The sequence below is a fragment of the Natronospira sp. genome (genome assembly GCF_007134575.1).
GTDB lineage: Bacteria > Pseudomonadota > Gammaproteobacteria > Natronospirales > Natronospiraceae > Natronospira > Natronospira elongata.
The window spans coordinates 1-14,104 of record NZ_SLKM01000051.1; the positions used below are offsets into that span (position 1 = coordinate 1).

Annotated in this window: 28 protein-coding genes and 1 pseudogene; all 29 read left to right on the top strand. The window is 59.8% G+C overall.

Annotation, left to right across the window (positions count from 1 at the left end):
* A pseudogene (locus tag ACJWXQ_RS01930) lies at positions 1 to 120 on the top strand (elongation factor Tu); the annotation flags it as partial.
* Between the two features lie 61 nt (positions 121 to 181).
* On the top strand, positions 182 to 493 hold the full coding sequence (gene rpsJ / locus ACJWXQ_RS01935; protein ID WP_346050824.1) for a 30S ribosomal protein S10: 312 nt from the start codon (positions 182 to 184) through the stop codon (positions 491 to 493).
* 204 nt (positions 494 to 697) lie between these two features.
* A complete protein-coding gene (gene rplC / locus ACJWXQ_RS01940; RefSeq protein WP_346050823.1) occupies positions 698 to 1,342 on the top strand; it encodes a 50S ribosomal protein L3 in 645 nt (214 codons plus the stop codon).
* A gap of 9 nt (positions 1,343 to 1,351) precedes the next feature.
* Entirely contained in the window at positions 1,352 to 1,963 is a 612-nt protein-coding gene (rplD, locus tag ACJWXQ_RS01945; RefSeq protein ID WP_406672039.1) for a 50S ribosomal protein L4, read from the top strand.
* Positions 1,960 to 2,256, top strand: coding sequence for a 50S ribosomal protein L23 (rplW, locus tag ACJWXQ_RS01950; RefSeq protein WP_346050821.1), 297 nt, complete (start codon positions 1,960 to 1,962; stop codon positions 2,254 to 2,256). The genes rplD and rplW overlap by 4 nt, the downstream gene beginning before the upstream one ends.
* A gap of 35 nt (positions 2,257 to 2,291) precedes the next feature.
* Positions 2,292 to 3,122: a 50S ribosomal protein L2 gene (rplB, locus tag ACJWXQ_RS01955; RefSeq protein WP_346050820.1), complete on the top strand. Its 831-nt coding sequence runs from the start codon at positions 2,292 to 2,294 to the stop codon at positions 3,120 to 3,122.
* A gap of 21 nt (positions 3,123 to 3,143) precedes the next feature.
* Positions 3,144 to 3,416 carry a 30S ribosomal protein S19 gene (rpsS, locus tag ACJWXQ_RS01960; RefSeq protein ID WP_346050819.1) on the top strand — a complete coding sequence of 91 codons (273 nt, stop codon included), beginning with the start codon at positions 3,144 to 3,146 and terminating at the stop codon, positions 3,414 to 3,416.
* Positions 3,417 to 3,430: 14 nt separating this feature from the next.
* The gene (rplV, locus tag ACJWXQ_RS01965) at positions 3,431 to 3,763 is read left to right on the top strand and encodes a 50S ribosomal protein L22 (protein ID WP_346050818.1); all 333 of its coding nucleotides are present in this window, start codon (positions 3,431 to 3,433) and stop codon (positions 3,761 to 3,763) included.
* A 12-nt stretch (positions 3,764 to 3,775) separates the two neighbouring features.
* Positions 3,776 to 4,450 (top strand): 30S ribosomal protein S3, encoded by a 675-nt coding sequence (gene rpsC / locus ACJWXQ_RS01970; protein ID WP_346050817.1) that lies wholly within the window; start codon positions 3,776 to 3,778, stop codon positions 4,448 to 4,450.
* Between the two features lie 11 nt (positions 4,451 to 4,461).
* Positions 4,462 to 4,875, top strand: a complete 414-nt coding sequence (rplP, locus tag ACJWXQ_RS01975) for a 50S ribosomal protein L16 (protein ID WP_346050816.1) — start codon at positions 4,462 to 4,464, stop codon at positions 4,873 to 4,875.
* The gene (gene rpmC, locus ACJWXQ_RS01980; protein WP_346050815.1) at positions 4,876 to 5,073 is read left to right on the top strand and encodes a 50S ribosomal protein L29; all 198 of its coding nucleotides are present in this window, start codon (positions 4,876 to 4,878) and stop codon (positions 5,071 to 5,073) included.
* Positions 5,073 to 5,339 carry a 30S ribosomal protein S17 gene (rpsQ, locus tag ACJWXQ_RS01985; RefSeq protein ID WP_346050814.1) on the top strand — a complete coding sequence of 89 codons (267 nt, stop codon included), beginning with the start codon at positions 5,073 to 5,075 and terminating at the stop codon, positions 5,337 to 5,339. Before rpmC ends, rpsQ begins: the two co-directional genes overlap by 1 nt.
* A 65-nt stretch (positions 5,340 to 5,404) precedes the next feature.
* Positions 5,405 to 5,773 (top strand): 50S ribosomal protein L14, encoded by a 369-nt coding sequence (gene rplN / locus ACJWXQ_RS01990; RefSeq protein WP_346050813.1) that lies wholly within the window; start codon positions 5,405 to 5,407, stop codon positions 5,771 to 5,773.
* Between the two features lie 19 nt (positions 5,774 to 5,792).
* Positions 5,793 to 6,110, top strand: coding sequence for a 50S ribosomal protein L24 (gene rplX / locus ACJWXQ_RS01995; RefSeq protein ID WP_346050812.1), 318 nt, complete (start codon positions 5,793 to 5,795; stop codon positions 6,108 to 6,110).
* A gap of 10 nt (positions 6,111 to 6,120) precedes the next feature.
* Positions 6,121 to 6,663 (top strand): 50S ribosomal protein L5, encoded by a 543-nt coding sequence (gene rplE, locus ACJWXQ_RS02000; RefSeq protein ID WP_346050811.1) that lies wholly within the window; start codon positions 6,121 to 6,123, stop codon positions 6,661 to 6,663.
* Positions 6,664 to 6,678: 15 nt separating this feature from the next.
* On the top strand, positions 6,679 to 6,984 hold the full coding sequence (gene rpsN, locus ACJWXQ_RS02005; RefSeq protein WP_346050810.1) for a 30S ribosomal protein S14: 306 nt from the start codon (positions 6,679 to 6,681) through the stop codon (positions 6,982 to 6,984).
* A gap of 24 nt (positions 6,985 to 7,008) precedes the next feature.
* Positions 7,009 to 7,407, top strand: coding sequence for a 30S ribosomal protein S8 (gene rpsH, locus ACJWXQ_RS02010; RefSeq protein ID WP_346050809.1), 399 nt, complete (start codon positions 7,009 to 7,011; stop codon positions 7,405 to 7,407).
* 19 nt (positions 7,408 to 7,426) lie between these two features.
* A complete protein-coding gene (rplF, locus tag ACJWXQ_RS02015; protein ID WP_406672040.1) occupies positions 7,427 to 7,963 on the top strand; it encodes a 50S ribosomal protein L6 in 537 nt (178 codons plus the stop codon).
* Between the two features lie 13 nt (positions 7,964 to 7,976).
* On the top strand, positions 7,977 to 8,330 hold the full coding sequence (rplR, locus tag ACJWXQ_RS02020) for a 50S ribosomal protein L18 (RefSeq protein ID WP_346050807.1): 354 nt from the start codon (positions 7,977 to 7,979) through the stop codon (positions 8,328 to 8,330).
* A gap of 13 nt (positions 8,331 to 8,343) precedes the next feature.
* Positions 8,344 to 8,847, top strand: coding sequence for a 30S ribosomal protein S5 (rpsE, locus tag ACJWXQ_RS02025; RefSeq protein WP_346050806.1), 504 nt, complete (start codon positions 8,344 to 8,346; stop codon positions 8,845 to 8,847).
* A gap of 5 nt (positions 8,848 to 8,852) precedes the next feature.
* On the top strand, positions 8,853 to 9,047 hold the full coding sequence (rpmD, locus tag ACJWXQ_RS02030; protein WP_346050805.1) for a 50S ribosomal protein L30: 195 nt from the start codon (positions 8,853 to 8,855) through the stop codon (positions 9,045 to 9,047).
* Positions 9,048 to 9,049: 2 nt separating this feature from the next.
* Positions 9,050 to 9,487 (top strand): 50S ribosomal protein L15, encoded by a 438-nt coding sequence (rplO, locus tag ACJWXQ_RS02035; protein WP_346050804.1) that lies wholly within the window; start codon positions 9,050 to 9,052, stop codon positions 9,485 to 9,487.
* Positions 9,488 to 9,490: 3 nt separating this feature from the next.
* On the top strand, positions 9,491 to 10,828 hold the full coding sequence (gene secY, locus ACJWXQ_RS02040; protein WP_346050803.1) for a preprotein translocase subunit SecY: 1,338 nt from the start codon (positions 9,491 to 9,493) through the stop codon (positions 10,826 to 10,828).
* A 55-nt stretch (positions 10,829 to 10,883) separates the two neighbouring features.
* Positions 10,884 to 11,000, top strand: a complete 117-nt coding sequence (gene rpmJ, locus ACJWXQ_RS02045; protein ID WP_306729018.1) for a 50S ribosomal protein L36 — start codon at positions 10,884 to 10,886, stop codon at positions 10,998 to 11,000.
* 84 nt (positions 11,001 to 11,084) lie between these two features.
* Complete coding sequence (rpsM, locus tag ACJWXQ_RS02050; RefSeq protein WP_346050802.1) at positions 11,085 to 11,441, top strand: 30S ribosomal protein S13; 357 nt, start codon at positions 11,085 to 11,087, stop codon at positions 11,439 to 11,441.
* 30 nt (positions 11,442 to 11,471) lie between these two features.
* Complete coding sequence (gene rpsK / locus ACJWXQ_RS02055; protein ID WP_346050801.1) at positions 11,472 to 11,861, top strand: 30S ribosomal protein S11; 390 nt, start codon at positions 11,472 to 11,474, stop codon at positions 11,859 to 11,861.
* A 71-nt stretch (positions 11,862 to 11,932) separates the two neighbouring features.
* Entirely contained in the window at positions 11,933 to 12,553 is a 621-nt protein-coding gene (rpsD, locus tag ACJWXQ_RS02060) for a 30S ribosomal protein S4 (RefSeq protein WP_346050800.1), read from the top strand.
* 17 nt (positions 12,554 to 12,570) lie between these two features.
* Positions 12,571 to 13,566 carry a DNA-directed RNA polymerase subunit alpha gene (locus ACJWXQ_RS02065; RefSeq protein ID WP_346050799.1) on the top strand — a complete coding sequence of 332 codons (996 nt, stop codon included), beginning with the start codon at positions 12,571 to 12,573 and terminating at the stop codon, positions 13,564 to 13,566.
* Between the two features lie 38 nt (positions 13,567 to 13,604).
* Positions 13,605 to 13,997 (top strand): 50S ribosomal protein L17, encoded by a 393-nt coding sequence (rplQ, locus tag ACJWXQ_RS02070; RefSeq protein WP_346050798.1) that lies wholly within the window; start codon positions 13,605 to 13,607, stop codon positions 13,995 to 13,997.
* Positions 13,998 to 14,104: the final 107 nt, after the last annotated feature.

A 14,104-nucleotide genomic window follows, 5' to 3' on the forward strand; every position in this document is an offset into this window, starting at 1 on the left:
AACGTGAAGATGACGGTGTCGCTGATTGCGCCGATCGCCATGGAAGACGGCCTGCGCTTCGCCATTCGCGAAGGCGGTCGCACCGTGGGCGCCGGCGTGGTGTCCAAGATTATCGAGTAAGTCCGGAATCGGGGCCGGCCCTGCCGGCCCCGGATCTGACATCCCGAAGGGATTAGAGAACATGGCGAATCAGAATATCCGAATCCGGCTGAAGGGCTTCGATCATCGTTTGATCGACCGTTCCGCTCAGGAGATTGTCGAGACGGCGAAGCGCACCGGTGCCCAGGTCAAGGGGCCCATCCCGCTGCCGACTCGCAAGGAAAAGCACACCATCCTGATCTCCCCCCACGTCAACAAGGACGCGCGGGACCAGTATGAGATCCGGACTCACAAGCGGCTGATGGACATCGTGGACCCCACGGACAAGACCGTGGACGCCCTGATGCGCCTGGACCTGGCCGCAGGCGTGGACGTGCAGATCCAGCTCAACTGATTTAGCCGCTCATCGGCAAAATCAGGGCTTTTACTCTGGGCCCGCTTGGTGGTAAGATAGCGGGCTCTTTTGGCCCGGTGCAGGGGCAAGCCTGTGCCGGGTCTGCGTTTCCGGGAGCCTGAAACGCCCCCGGGGCCTGTTTCAGGCCAGGTTTCGAGCAGCGCCGGTCAATCGAAATCGGCGTGGTGAACGAGGATAGGAAAGATGGCTATTGGTGTAGTAGGGCGGAAACGCGGCATGACCCGTGTTTTCACCGAAGACGGTGCCTCCAAGCCCGTCACGGTGATCGAGGTCGAGCCGAACCGTATTACGCAGCTCAAGTCCCTTGAGTCGGACGGCTATCGCGGTCTGCAAGTGACCGCCGGCAGCCGCCGTCCAAATCGCGTGACCAAGGCCCAGGCCGGTCATTTTGCCAAGGCCGGTGTGGAAGCAGGTCGCGGTGTCTGGGAATTCCGCCTCGAAGACGGCGAGGGCGAAGAGCTGGAAGTCGGTGGTGAGATCGGCGTTGACCTCTTTGAGGCCGGTCAGGCCGTGGATGTGAGTGGCACCTCCATCGGTAAGGGTTATGCCGGCACGATCAAGCGGCACAACTTCCGCGGTCAGCGCCAGACCCACGGTAACTCCCTGTCCCATCGAGTGCCCGGCTCCATCGGTCAGAACCAGACCCCCGGCCGCGTGTTCAAGGGCAAGAAAATGTCCGGCCATATGGGGAATGTGCGCCGCACCACCCAGAACCTGGAAGTGGTTCGTGTGGATGCCGAGCGCAACCTGTTGCTGGTCAAGGGTGCGGTGCCCGGTCCCAAGGGTTCCGACGTGCTTATCCGTCCCGCCATCAAGTCGGCCAGCTAAGGAGGTCACATGGAACTGCAAGTACAAAAAGCCTCCGGCCAGGACAAGCTGACGGTTTCCAAAGAAACCTTCGGCCGGGATTTCAATGAGAGTCTGGTGCACCAGGTGGTAGTGGCCCATCTCGCCGCTGCCCGCGCTGGCACTCGTGGACAGAAGACCCGCGCCGAAGTGCGTGGTGGTGGCCGCAAGCCGTGGCGGCAGAAGGGCACTGGCCGTGCCCGCGCTGGCTCCATTCGCAGCCCCATCTGGCGTGGGGGTGGCAAGATTTTCGCCGCGCGGCCCCAGGATTACACCCAGAAGGTCAACAAGAAAATGTACCGGGCCGCCATCCGGTCCATTCTCTCCGAGCTGGTTCGCCAGGGCCGCCTGGTTGTGATGGAAGATTTTCAGATCGACGAGCCCAAGACCCGTGCGCTCGTCGGGCGGCTGAAGGAGTTGGACCTGGAGAACGTCCTGATCGTGACCGAGGACGTGACCGAGGCGCTCTATCTGGCCGCTCGCAATCTGCCCGCGGTGGATGTGCGTGATACCGCCGCCATCGACCCCGTGTCCCTGGTGGGCTTCGACAAGGTGCTGGTTACCGTGCCGGCCCTTCGTCAGATCGAGGAGTGGCTGTCATGAATGAAGAGCGTCTTATGACTGTCTTGCTCGGGCCTCATGTGTCCGAGAAGAGCACAAACGTCGCCGATGCCCACAACCAGGTCGTGTTCAAGGTCCGTCGGGACGCCAACAAGACCGAGGTTCGGCGGGCCGTTGAGAAACTGTTCGATGTGGAAGTGGACAAGGTTCGCATGATTCGCCAAAAGGGCAAGATCAAGCGCTTTGGTCTCACTTACGGGAAGCGTCAGGACTGGAAAAAGGCCTACGTCTCCCTCAAGCCCGGGCAGGATATTGATTTCATGGGTGGCGACTGAACGGTCGTTCCCGTATCGGATAGGGATCTGAAGTCATGGCACTGAAGAAAGCAAAACCGACTTCTCCCGGCCGTCGTTTCGTCGTCCAGGTGAGCAATGATCAATTGCACCGCGGCGAGCCCTACGGCCCACTGGTTGAGAAGAAGCACAGCACCGGTGGTCGCAACAGCGCCGGCCGGACCACCATGCGTCATCGTGGTGGCGGTCATAAGCGTCGCTACCGGGTGGTGGACTTCCGTCGCAACAAGGACGACATTGTCGGCCGGGTTGAGCGGCTGGAGTATGACCCGAACCGCAGCGCCCATCTGGCCCTGGTTCTGTATGCGGATGGCGAGCGTCGCTACATCATCGCTCCGCGCGGCCTGAAGGCCGGCGATCAGGTGGTGTCCGGTGATCGGGCCCCAATCAAGACCGGTAACGCCTTGCCGCTGCGTAACATTCCGGTGGGTAGCACGGTGCATTGCATCGAGCTCCGCCCTGGCAAGGGTGCCCAGCTGGGCCGTTCCGCGGGCGCTGCCTGTCAGCTGCTCGCCCGGGAAGGTGCCTATGCCACCATTCGCCTGCGCTCAGGTGAAATGCGCAAGGTCCATATTGAGTGCCGCGCCACTATCGGCGAGGTGGGCAATAGCGAACACAGCCTCCGGCAATTGGGCAAGGCCGGCGCCAAGCGCTGGCGCGGTTTCCGCCCCAAGACCCGTGGTGTGGCCATGAACCCGGTGGATCACCCCCATGGTGGTGGTGAAGGCCGGACGTCCGGCGGTCGCCATCCGGTATCTCCGTGGGGTCAGCCCACCAAGGGATACAAGACGCGGCACAATAAGCGCACTGACAACATGATTGTGCGTCGCCGTCGAGTTAAGAAGTAACGGAATCGAGAGGGTAGCAACGTGCCACGGTCAATTAGTAAGGGTCCGTTTATCGATCCGCACCTCGCCAAGAAGGTGCGTGACGCTGCGGCCAACAACGATCGCCGACCGATCAAGACCTGGTCCCGTCGGTCCATGGTGACGCCGGATATGGTGGGCCTGACCATCGCAGTCCATAACGGGCGGCAACACATGCCCGTGCTGGTCTCCGAGAATATGGTCGGTCACAAGCTTGGCGAATTTGCCCTGACCCGTACTTACAAGGGTCACGCGGCTAACAAGAAGTCGAAGTAAAGAGGTAGCGAGCCATGCAGGTAAATGCAAAACTCCGGTTCGCCAGAATCTCGCCACAAAAGTGTCGGCTGGTTGCGGACCAGGTGCGGGGTAAGCCCGTCGCCCAGGCCCTCCAGATTCTGGAGTTCAGCCCCAAGAAGGCTTCGCATATCGTACGCAAGCTTCTGGAATCGGCGATTGCCAATGCCGAGAACAATGAAGGCGCGGACGTGGACGAGCTCAAGGTCGAGCGTATCTTCGTGGACGAAGGTCCGATGATGAAGCGCTTCCGTCCCAGGGCCAAGGGCCGTGCGGACCAGATTCTCAAGCGGACCAGCCACATCACGATTTCCGTGGCTGACGACTGAAGGTGATTTGAAATGGGTCATAAAGTTCATCCAACCGGCTTTCGCCTTGGCGTCGCCACGGACTGGACGGCAAAGTGGTATGCCGAGGGCGGTGAGTTTGCCGATACCCTACTGGACGATCTGAAGCTGCGCGACTACATCAAGAAGAAGCTGTCTCATGCTTCTGTCAGTCGCATCCAGATCGAGCGTCCGGCCAAGAGTGCGCGCATCACCATTCATACTGCCCGTCCAGGGATTGTGATTGGCAAGAAGGGCGAGGATATCGAGTCCCTGCGCAAGGAACTCTCCGAAATGCTCGGCATGGACGTGAAGGTGAGCATCGCGGAGATCCGCAAGCCGGAGCTGGATGCCAACCTGGTGGCCGAGAGTATTGCTCAGCAGCTGGAGCGTCGGATCATGTTCCGCCGCGCCATGAAGCGAGCAGTGGGCAACGCCATGCGTCTTGGCGCCGAAGGGATCAAGGTCCGCGTGGCCGGCCGCCTGAACGGTGCCGAGATTGCCCGAAGCGAGTGGTATCGGGAGGGTCGCGTGCCCCTTCATACCATGCGCGCCGATATCGACTACGGTTTCGCCGAAGCCATGACCACCTACGGCATCATTGGTGTCAAGGTCTGGATCTTCAAGGGCGAAATCCTGGATCCCAGCACCATCGGCCAGACTGAGGCCGATGAGAAAGCTCGGAAGTAGGAGACGCTGTCATGCTGCAGCCCAAGCGGACAAAATTCAGGAAGCAACATAAAGGCCGCAACCGTGGTGTTGCCCAGGCGGGGAACACGGTGGACTTCGGGGAGTTCGGTCTCAAGGCCACCACCCGAGGTCGGATCACCGCGCGTCAGATTGAGGCCGCCCGGCGAGCCATCACCCGGCACGTAAAGCGTGGCGGTAAGATCTGGATTCGGATTTTTCCGGACAAGCCCATTACCGCGAAGCCTCTCGAGGTTCGTATGGGTAAGGGTAAAGGTAACGTGGAATACTGGGTGGCTCAGATCCAGCCCGGCCGCGTCCTGTATGAAATGGAAGGTGTCAGCGAGGAGCTGGCGCGGGAGGCATTCCGCCTTGCCGCTGCCAAGCTGCCTGTGCAGACCACCTTTGTGACCCGGCAGGTGATGTAAATGAACGTGTCAGATCTGCGAAATAAGAATGCTGACGAGCTCCAGAAGGAGCTGCTGGAACTGCGCCGAGAGCAGTTCAACCTGCGCATGCAGCAGGCCACTGGGCAGCTCAGCCGACCGGACCAGGTCGGCAAGGTCCGCCGGAACATCGCGCGGATCAAGACTGTGCTTAATGAACAGAAGGCGGGTGAACAGTAATGGCTGAGAACACTGACAAGACCGCGCGTACTGTGCAGGGCCGTGTGGTCAGCGCCAAGGCGGACAAGACTATTACGGTCTATATCGAGCGTCGCGTGGCCCATCCGCTGTACGGCAAGTACATCCGTCGCAGTACCCGGCTGCTGGCGCACGACGAAGAGAACACGTGCCGTGAAGGCGACGTGGTATCCATCGCCGAGTGTCGGCCGCTTTCCAAGCGCAAGAGCTGGAAGCTGCACGAGATCTTGGAACGCGCCTCGGATTGAACCGAGGTATTGAGGGCTTGGCCGGCCGGTCCGGCCACCGGGCCGACTGAGTAGAGGAAAGAACGATGATCCAGATGCAGACATTGCTGGATGCCGCGGACAACAGCGGGGCGCGAAGCCTGCGCTGCATCAAGGTCCTTGGCGGGTCCAAGCGCCGTTACGCGCGGATCGGCGACGTGATCAAGGTCAGCGTCAAGGAAGCAATTCCCCGCGGCCGCGTGAAGAAGGGCGAAGTTTACGACGCCGTGGTGGTGCGTACCCGTAAGGGCGTTCGTCGTCCGGACGGATCCCTGATCCGTTTCGACAGTAACGCTGCGGTGTTGCTGAACCCCCGGCTAGAGCCCATCGGCACCCGTATTTTTGGGCCGGTGACCCGCGAGCTGCGCACTGACAAGTTCATGCGTATTGTCTCGCTCGCCCCCGAGGTGCTGTAAGCGAACGGAGAGATTGAAGATGAACCGGATCAGAAAAGGCGACGACGTGATCATCATCGCGGGCAAGGATAAGGGCCGTCAGGGTACCGTTATCCGCCTGGTGGATGATGAGCGTCTGCTCGTCGAAGGCGTGAATGTCGCTAAGAAGCACCAGAAGCCCGATCCCAATCGAGGCCAGGGTGGCGGCATCATCGACAAGGAGATGCCCATCCATATCTCCAATGTCATGGTGTACAACCCGGTGACCAAGAAAGGTGATCGCATCGGCTTCAAGACCCTGGAAGACGGGCGCAAGGTGCGGATCTTCAAGTCCACGCAAGAAGTGGTCGACGTTTAAGGTGATCCCGATGTCAGCAAGACTGAAAGAAATTTACAACGAGAAGCTTCGGGGGCAGATCCAGAAGGATCTCGGCCTGGACAACCCCATGGAAGTGCCGCGGATCACCAAGATCACGATCAATATGGGTCTTGGCGAAGCTGTGGGTGATCGCAAGGTGCTGGAATACGCCGTGGATGATCTCGCGAAGATCACCGGCCAGAAGGCATTGATCACCAAGTCACGCAAATCCGTGGCGGGTTTCAAGATTCGTGACGGCTGGCCCATTGGCGCCAAGGTAACCCTGCGCCGGGAGCGGATGTACGAATTCCTGGATCGCCTGATCAATGTCGCGATTCCGCGTATCCGTGATTTCCGTGGCTTGAACGCGAAGGCGTTCGATGGTCGGGGTAATTACAGCCTTGGCGTCCGGGAACAGATTATTTTTCCGGAAGTTGAGTACGACAAGGTCGACGCTGTTCGTGGCATGGATATCACAATCACCACGACGGCGAAGAACGACGAGCAGGGCAAGGCACTGCTGTCGGCTTTCAACTTCCCGTTTAAGAACTGAGGCAGAGGCTGAACTATGGCCAAGAAATCGATGGTAGAGCGTGAGCGCAAGCGGGCTCGCATGGTGGCGAAGTACAACGCCAAGCGTGCGGAACTGAAGCGTGTCATTAAGGACCCCAGCACCAGTGACGAAGATCGCGAAAAGGCGGTCGAGAAACTGGCCAGTCTGCCGCGGAATGGCAGCCCCGTGCGCATCCGTAATCGTTGCCGCGTTACCGGGCGTCCAAATGGCTACTACCGTAAATTCGGTCTCGGCCGTAACAAGCTGCGGGAGGCCGCCATGCGTGGTGATATCCCGGGGCTCGTCAAGTCCAGCTGGTAAGGCGCCTGGAGCGAGGAACAAGCAATGAGTATGACCGATCCCATCGCCGATATGCTGACTCGCATCCGGAACGCCCAGCGTGCCGGAAAGGCGAATGTCAACATGCCATCGTCCAAGCTGAAGTCGGCCATTGCCGACGTGCTGAAGGACGAAGGCTATATCGCCGATTACAAGATTCATGAAGAAGCGGGCAACAAGAAGACCATGGAGGTCTCCCTTCGGTATTTCGAAGGTGAGCCGGTGATTGCCCGTCTAGAACGGGTGTCTCGGCCGGGTCTGCGTGTCTTTCGCGGCCGCGATGAGTTGCCCCAGGTCGATGGCGGCCTCGGCGTAGCCATTGTCTCCACTTCCAAGGGTGTGGTCAGTGACCGCACGGCCCGGGAAGCTGGCGACGGCGGCGAAGTCATCTGTTTCGTCTCGTAACTGACGCAGGGTTTTAGCGATGTCCAGGATTGCAAATGCTCCGGTAGCCCTGCCGGATGGTGTGGAAGTCAAGCTTGACGGTAACCACATTGGATTCAAGGGGCCGAAAGGCGAGCTGGGTATGTCACTCCATCCGGATGTGAATGTTGCCCAGGAAGACAAGAGTCTGAAGGTTTCCGTGCGAACCGAGGGCGACCGTCGCCAGGTGGCCATGGCAGGAACGACGCGTGCGCTGCTGAATAATCTGGTGACTGGAGTCTCCAAAGGCTTTGAGCGGAAGCTCGAGCTGGTGGGCGTGGGCTATCGTGCCCAGTCCAAGGGCAAGACCCTGAGTCTGACCCTTGGTCTGTCTCACCCGGTGGATTACCCGGTACCGGAAGGCATTACCATTGAAACACCCTCCAACACCGAAGTGGTTGTGAAGGGTGTGGACAAGCAACGGGTTGGCCAGGTAGCTGCGGAGATCCGCGCCTTCCGCCCGCCGGAGCCTTATAAAGGCAAGGGCGTCCGTTACTCGGATGAACGCGTGGTCCGTAAAGAGGCCAAGAAGAAATAACGGTAGGTGAGCAATGGATAAGAAGACGGCTCGCATTCGTCGTGCCCGCAAGGCACGCGCCAATATCCGGGGACACAAGGCTCATCGCCTGACTGTCCATCGGACGCCCCGGCATATTTATGCCCAGCTGATTGCTCCCGAGGGAGACAAAGTGCTGGCATCCGCCTCCACGGTGGAAGCGGACCTCCGCAAGTCCCTGAAATCGACCGGGAATGTGGAAGCCGCCACCGCGGTAGGCAAGGCCATTGCCGAAAAGGCGAAGGCCGCCGGGATCAGTGAAGTGGCTTTCGACCGCTCCGGTTTCCGGTATCACGGTCGGGTCAAGGCGCTTGCCGATGCGGCTCGCGAGAGCGGATTGAATTTCTGAACAGGTATCTATCATGGCAGCACCCGCACAAAACCAGACGGACGATCTTCAGGAAAAACTGGTTGCCATCAACCGCGTCGCCAAGGTTGTGAAGGGCGGCCGGAAGTTCGGCTTCACCGCCTTGGCGGTGGTCGGCGACGGCAACGGCAAAGTGGGCTTCGGATATGGCAAGGCCCGGGAAGTGCCCCTGGCCATTCAGAAGGCCATGGAAAAAGCCCGCAAGGATATGAAGAAGGTGCACCTGAAGGAAGGCACCCTGCAATATCCCCTGCGTGCCAACCACGGCGCGACTCGGGTGCTCATGCAGCCGGCCTCCGACGGTACCGGCGTGATTGCCGGTGGCGCCATGCGTGCCGTATGTGAAGTGGCGGGCGTCAAGAACGTGCTGGCCAAGAGTTACGGTTCCCGCAATCCCATTAACGTGGTGCGGGCAACCATGAACGCGCTCACGCAGGCCGAGTCCCCCGAGCGGGTGGCAGCCAAGCGTGGCAAGTCCGTCGAAGAAATCACGGGTTGAGACCGATGGCTGATAAGGGCAACAACACACTGAAGGTTACGCTGGTGCGTAGCATCCACGGCCGGCTGAAGAACCACCAGGCCTGCGTGCGCGGACTGGGTCTGCGCCGCATGCATCACACGGTGACGGTAGCGGATACGCCTGAGAATCGCGGGATGATTAACCGCGTAGCTTATCTGCTCCAGGTAGAGGAAGCCTGATTATGCGACTCAACGAACTGAAACCTGTCAGCGGCAGCCGGCCAGAAGGCAAACGCCTCGGCCGTGGCGCCGGCTCTGGTCTGGGCAAGACCAGTGGCAAGGGTCACAAGGGCCAATTGGCCCGCTCCGGTGGTGGCGTGAAGCCCGGTTTCGAGGGTGGTCAGATGCCCTTGCAGCGGCGTCTGCCCAAGACCGGCTTCCGCTCCCGGCTGGCTCAAGTGACTGACGAAGTGCGGCTGGACGATCTGGCGCGCCTGGACGCTGAGACTATCGACCTGAAGGCCCTGCGGGATGCCGGCTTGATTCATTCGCGCATCGAACGCGTGAAGATCATTGCAAGCGGCGACCTGGGCGGGAAGAAGCTCAACGTCAAGGGCCTGAAGGCCACCAAGGGGGCCCGTAAGGCCATCGAAGAAGCCGGCGGAAAGATCGAGGAGTAAGTCATGGCGGCTGGCGGCGGCGCGGTTCCAGGTAATCTCGGCAGCATCGGTCGCGCGACCGAGATCAAGCAGCGTCTGCTGTTTGTGCTGGGTATGATGGTGGTTTTCCGGATTGGGGCACATATCCCCGTTCCCGGTATCGATCCTGTTGAGATGTCCCGGCTGTTTGAAGCCCAGCGCGGCACCATCCTGGAAATGTTCAATATGTTTTCCGGGGGGGCGCTTGAGCGCTTCAGCCTCTTCGCCCTCGGCATCATGCCGTACATCTCCGCTGCCATTATCATGCAGCTGATGACCGCGGTGATTCCCAAGCTCAATGAGCTGAAGAAGGAAGGCGAGTCCGGTCGCAGGAAAATCACCCAGTACACGCGCTACGGCACGGTCGTACTGGCGACTTTCCAGTCCATCGGTGCGTCGATTGCCCTGGCCAACCAGGGAGTATCGATCATCCCCGCGGCCCAGTTCACCTTTGTCTGTGCGGTGACTCTGGTGACCGGGACGATCTTCCTGATGTGGCTGGGTGAGCAGACCACCGAGCGCGGTATCGGCAACGGGATCTCGCTGATCATCTTCGCAGGGATTGTCGCAGGCCTGCCGTCCGCACTGGGTGGCACACTGGAATTGGTAAGAACCGGTGAGCTGGCAACCATGTTCGCCATCATCCTGTTCTTCCTCGCCCTCGGTGTGACGGCTTTCGTGGTCTTCATCGAGCGTGGTCAGCGTCGGATTACGGTGAACTATGCCAAGCGACAGCAGGGCCGGCGCATGTATGGCGGTCAGACCAGTCATCTGCCGCTGAAGTTGAACATGGCCGGGGTGATTCCGCCAATTTTCGCCTCGTCAATCATCCTGTTCCCGTCCACCCTGATTGGCTGGACCCAGGATCAGGGTCCGGGCTGGGTGCAGCAGTTGGTGCAGTCGCTTCAGCCTGGCGAGCCGGTTTATACGCTGTTTTATGCCGGCATGATCATCTTTTTCTGCTTTTTCTACACCGCGTTGGTATTTAACAGCCGGGATACGGCGGACAACCTGAAGCGTTCCGGCGCCTTCATTCCGGGGATTCGCCCAGGCCGCCAGACTGCGGATTATGTGGATTCGGTTCTCTCGCGACTGACATTCTGGGGTGCGATGTACATCACTGCCGTCTGTCTGCTGCCGGAGTTCCTGATCATGAACTGGAACGTGCCCTTCTATTTCGGCGGTACGTCCCTGCTGATCATCGTGATCGTGTCCATGGACTTCATGTCCCAATTGCAGGCGCACATGATGTCGCACCAGTACGACGGCCTGCTCAAGAAGGCCAATTTGAAGGGTTACGGCCGGGCCGGGCGGCCCCGCTGATCGAAAGTAACGCGTGTTGTCCGCCGGGATTCCGGCAGCGCAGGAGACTGAAGAAATGAAAGTACGAGCTTCTGTCAAGAAGATCTGCCGAAACTGCAAAATCATCCGCCGGAACGGTACCGTCCGGGTGATTTGCACCACCGACCCGCGCCATAAGCAGCGCCAGGGCTGAGGCAGGCCGAATAATTGATCGCCGAGGCGATCTGAGGTATATTGTCGCGTTTCCGTGCGCGAGGCGAGTCAGGAGTTAAGCTGAATGGCCCGTATAGCAGGTATCAACATCCCGACCCACAAGCATGTGGTGATTGCACTCACCAGCATCTATGGGATTGGGCGTACCCGTTCGCAGCAGATCTGCGAAGCGGCGAAGGTCAAGCCCGACACCAAGGTGCGGGATCTCACCGAGGGTGAGATCGACACTATCCGTGGTCTGGTTGGCAAATTCGTCGTTGAAGGCGATCTCCGCCGCGAAACGGCAATGAACATCAAGCGTTTGATGGACCTGGGCTGCAACCGTGGCATCCGCCATCGCCGGGGCCTCCCCGTGCGCGGGCAGCAGACCCAGACCAATGCGCGTACCCGTAAGGGTAAGCGCCGTCCCATCACTCGCTGATCGTAAAGAGCAAACATAGGGTAGAACGAGATGGCCAAAGCCGGCACCCGTACCAGAAAGAAGGTCAAAAAGACCGTTGTTGACGGTATCGCCCATATTCAGGCGTCCTTCAACAACACCATCGTGATGATCACGGACCGCCAGGGTAACGCCCTGTCCTGGGCCACCGCTGGTGGTTCCGGTTTCCGCGGCTCCCGTAAGAGCACGCCTTTTGCTGCCCAGGTGGCGGCGGATCGTGCCGGCGAAGCCGCTCAGGACTATGGTGTCAAGAATCTGGAAGTTCGGGTCAAGGGCCCAGGCCCGGGTCGTGAATCCGCCGTGCGCTCCCTGAATAACGCCGGTTTCCGGATCACCAATATCACGGATGTGACCCCCATTCCCCATAATGGGTGTCGTCCGCCCAAGAAGCGCCGGGTCTAACCCGCGCGGAATACCAGTAATTGGCGGCCGGGTGATAGCCCGGAGAAAGCAGCCTCGGAGAGTTAGAGCAAATGGCGAGATATATCGGACCAACCTGTAAGCTGGCGCGCCGGGAAGGCACTGACCTTTTCCTGAAGAGTGGCGTGCGTCCCCTGGAGTCCAAGTGCAAGATCGACTCCGTTCCGGGGCAGCACGGCAACCGTCGTGGACGCCTGTCCGACTTCGGTGTGCAGCTGCGTGAAAAGCAGAAGCTGCGCCGGATGTACGGCGTCCTCGAGCGCCAGTTCCGCAAGTACTACAAGGAAGCCGCCCGTCGCAAGGGTTCCACCGGTGAGAACCTGCTCACTATTCTGGAAACCCGCCTGGACAATGTTGTCTATCGCATGGGCTTTGCTTCCACCCGCGCTGAAGCGCGTCAGCTGGTGTCCCACAAGGGCATCCAGGTGAATGGCGGAATCGTGAACGTGCCGTCCTATCAGGTCAAAGCTGACGACGAAATCAGCGTCCGCGAGAAGGCCCGCAAGCAGCTGCGCATTCAGGCCGCCCTGGAAGCGGCCAAGGAAGCCGGTCTGCCGCAGTGGGTCGAAGTGGACGAAAAGAAGATGACCGGCATCTTCAAATCCGCGCCCGATCGCAGCGATATCCTGCCGGATATCAATGAGAACCTGGTGGTCGAGCTTTACTCCAAGTAATTGCGGGGTCTGACAAGATGTCATCCTTGGGTGAATTCCTGAAGCCACGTCATATCGACGTGAAAGAAATCAGTGCCACACGGGCTCGTGTGGTGCTCGAACCCCTGGAGCGGGGTTTTGGCCATACGCTGGGTAATGCCCTGCGTCGTGTGCTGCTGTCCTCCATGCCGGGTGCCGCCGTGACCGAGGCGGAGATCGACGGTGTGGTTCATGAGTACAGCTCCGTGGAAGGTGTGCAAGAAGATGTGCTGGAGATTCTTCTGAACCTCAAGCAGGTCGCAATGCGCATGCATTCCCGCGAAGAAGCGACACTCACCATCAGCCAGAAGGGTGAGGGTGTTGTGACTGCCGGTGATCTGCAGACGGATCACGAGCTGGAAATCATGAATCCGGACCTGGTCATTGCCCATGTCAATGCCAGTGGTGAGCTGAACATGAAGATCAAGGCGCGTCGGGGCCGGGGCTACGAGCCGGCCACCCAGCGTGCTGAAGCCGAGGACGATAGTCGCCCGGTTGGGCGCCTGCTCGTGGACGCCACTTACAGTCCTGTTCGCCGGGTCAGTTACAGCGTCGAAGCGGCCCGTGTGGATCAGCGCACCGACCTGGACAAACTGATCATCGATCTGGAAACCAACGGCGGTATTGATCCCGAAGAGGCGATCCGTCGGGCGGCCACTATCCTGAGCGACCAGCTGTCCGTGTTTGTGGACCTGGAAGACAGTGTGGATTCGGCTGCCGAGGAAGACAGCCAGATTGATCCGGTGCTTTTGCGGCCGGTTGATGAGCTGGAACTGACGGTTCGTTCCGCCAACTGCCTCAAGGCCGAAAGCATTCACTACATCGGTGATCTCGTTCAGCGCACCGAGGTAGAGCTGCTGAAGACGCCCAATCTGGGCAAGAAATCGCTGACCGAGATCAAGGACGTGCTGGCTCAGCACGGTTTGTCCCTCGGCATGAAGCTGGAAGGTTGGCCCCCGGCCAGTCTCCAGGAAAAGAAACAGGCCTCCGCGTGATCGCGGCCTCATTACAGTAACAGGTCAGGAAAGCAGTCATGCGTCATCGCAAGGCAGGAAGAAAACTCAATCGTAACAGCAGCCACCGCAAGGCCATGTTCCGTAACATGGCGGCGTCCCTGCTGCGTCATGAACAGATTCGGACCACTGTGCCCAAGGCCAAGGAATTGCGCCGGGTGGTGGAGCCGCTGATCACTCTCGCCAAGAACGACAGCGTCGCCAGCCGTCGCCGCGCCTTCGACAAGCTGCGTGATCGTGAGCTGGTGACCAAGCTGTTCAATGATATCGGCCCCGAGTACAAGGAACGGGCCGGTGGTTATACCCGCATCCTCAAGTGCGGTTTCCGCGACGGTGACAATGCGCCCATGGCCATTGTCCAGCTCGTGGGCCGCGCCGAACCCCAGGATGATGAGGTGGAAGCCACCGAGTAATCGGCAGGCTCAAGCCAACGCGAAAAAGCCGGGCCCAGTGCCCGGCTTTTTCGTGTCTGCCAAAACATCTGTAGCCCTCTGCGGATTCTCTGTGTTAGGGAACCTCT

Coding starts and splice junctions, on each gene's coding strand:
- rpsJ (WP_346050824.1), top strand. CDS start 182: ATGGCGAATCAGAATATCCGAATCCGGCTGAAGGGCTTCGATCATCGT.
- rplC (WP_346050823.1), top strand. CDS start 698: ATGGCTATTGGTGTAGTAGGGCGGAAACGCGGCATGACCCGTGTTTTC.
- rplD (WP_406672039.1), top strand. CDS start 1,352: ATGGAACTGCAAGTACAAAAAGCCTCCGGCCAGGACAAGCTGACGGTT.
- rplW (WP_346050821.1), top strand. CDS start 1,960: ATGAATGAAGAGCGTCTTATGACTGTCTTGCTCGGGCCTCATGTGTCC.
- rplB (WP_346050820.1), top strand. CDS start 2,292: ATGGCACTGAAGAAAGCAAAACCGACTTCTCCCGGCCGTCGTTTCGTC.
- rplV (WP_346050818.1), top strand. CDS start 3,431: ATGCAGGTAAATGCAAAACTCCGGTTCGCCAGAATCTCGCCACAAAAG.
- rpsC (WP_346050817.1), top strand. CDS start 3,776: ATGGGTCATAAAGTTCATCCAACCGGCTTTCGCCTTGGCGTCGCCACG.
- rplP (WP_346050816.1), top strand. CDS start 4,462: ATGCTGCAGCCCAAGCGGACAAAATTCAGGAAGCAACATAAAGGCCGC.
- rpmC (WP_346050815.1), top strand. CDS start 4,876: ATGAACGTGTCAGATCTGCGAAATAAGAATGCTGACGAGCTCCAGAAG.
- rpsQ (WP_346050814.1), top strand. CDS start 5,073: ATGGCTGAGAACACTGACAAGACCGCGCGTACTGTGCAGGGCCGTGTG.
- rplN (WP_346050813.1), top strand. CDS start 5,405: ATGATCCAGATGCAGACATTGCTGGATGCCGCGGACAACAGCGGGGCG.
- rplX (WP_346050812.1), top strand. CDS start 5,793: ATGAACCGGATCAGAAAAGGCGACGACGTGATCATCATCGCGGGCAAG.
- rplE (WP_346050811.1), top strand. CDS start 6,121: ATGTCAGCAAGACTGAAAGAAATTTACAACGAGAAGCTTCGGGGGCAG.
- rpsN (WP_346050810.1), top strand. CDS start 6,679: ATGGCCAAGAAATCGATGGTAGAGCGTGAGCGCAAGCGGGCTCGCATG.
- rpsH (WP_346050809.1), top strand. CDS start 7,009: ATGAGTATGACCGATCCCATCGCCGATATGCTGACTCGCATCCGGAAC.
- rplF (WP_406672040.1), top strand. CDS start 7,427: ATGTCCAGGATTGCAAATGCTCCGGTAGCCCTGCCGGATGGTGTGGAA.
- rplR (WP_346050807.1), top strand. CDS start 7,977: ATGGATAAGAAGACGGCTCGCATTCGTCGTGCCCGCAAGGCACGCGCC.
- rpsE (WP_346050806.1), top strand. CDS start 8,344: ATGGCAGCACCCGCACAAAACCAGACGGACGATCTTCAGGAAAAACTG.
- rpmD (WP_346050805.1), top strand. CDS start 8,853: ATGGCTGATAAGGGCAACAACACACTGAAGGTTACGCTGGTGCGTAGC.
- rplO (WP_346050804.1), top strand. CDS start 9,050: ATGCGACTCAACGAACTGAAACCTGTCAGCGGCAGCCGGCCAGAAGGC.
- secY (WP_346050803.1), top strand. CDS start 9,491: ATGGCGGCTGGCGGCGGCGCGGTTCCAGGTAATCTCGGCAGCATCGGT.
- rpmJ (WP_306729018.1), top strand. CDS start 10,884: ATGAAAGTACGAGCTTCTGTCAAGAAGATCTGCCGAAACTGCAAAATC.
- rpsM (WP_346050802.1), top strand. CDS start 11,085: ATGGCCCGTATAGCAGGTATCAACATCCCGACCCACAAGCATGTGGTG.
- rpsK (WP_346050801.1), top strand. CDS start 11,472: ATGGCCAAAGCCGGCACCCGTACCAGAAAGAAGGTCAAAAAGACCGTT.
- rpsD (WP_346050800.1), top strand. CDS start 11,933: ATGGCGAGATATATCGGACCAACCTGTAAGCTGGCGCGCCGGGAAGGC.
- ACJWXQ_RS02065 (WP_346050799.1), top strand. CDS start 12,571: ATGTCATCCTTGGGTGAATTCCTGAAGCCACGTCATATCGACGTGAAA.
- rplQ (WP_346050798.1), top strand. CDS start 13,605: ATGCGTCATCGCAAGGCAGGAAGAAAACTCAATCGTAACAGCAGCCAC.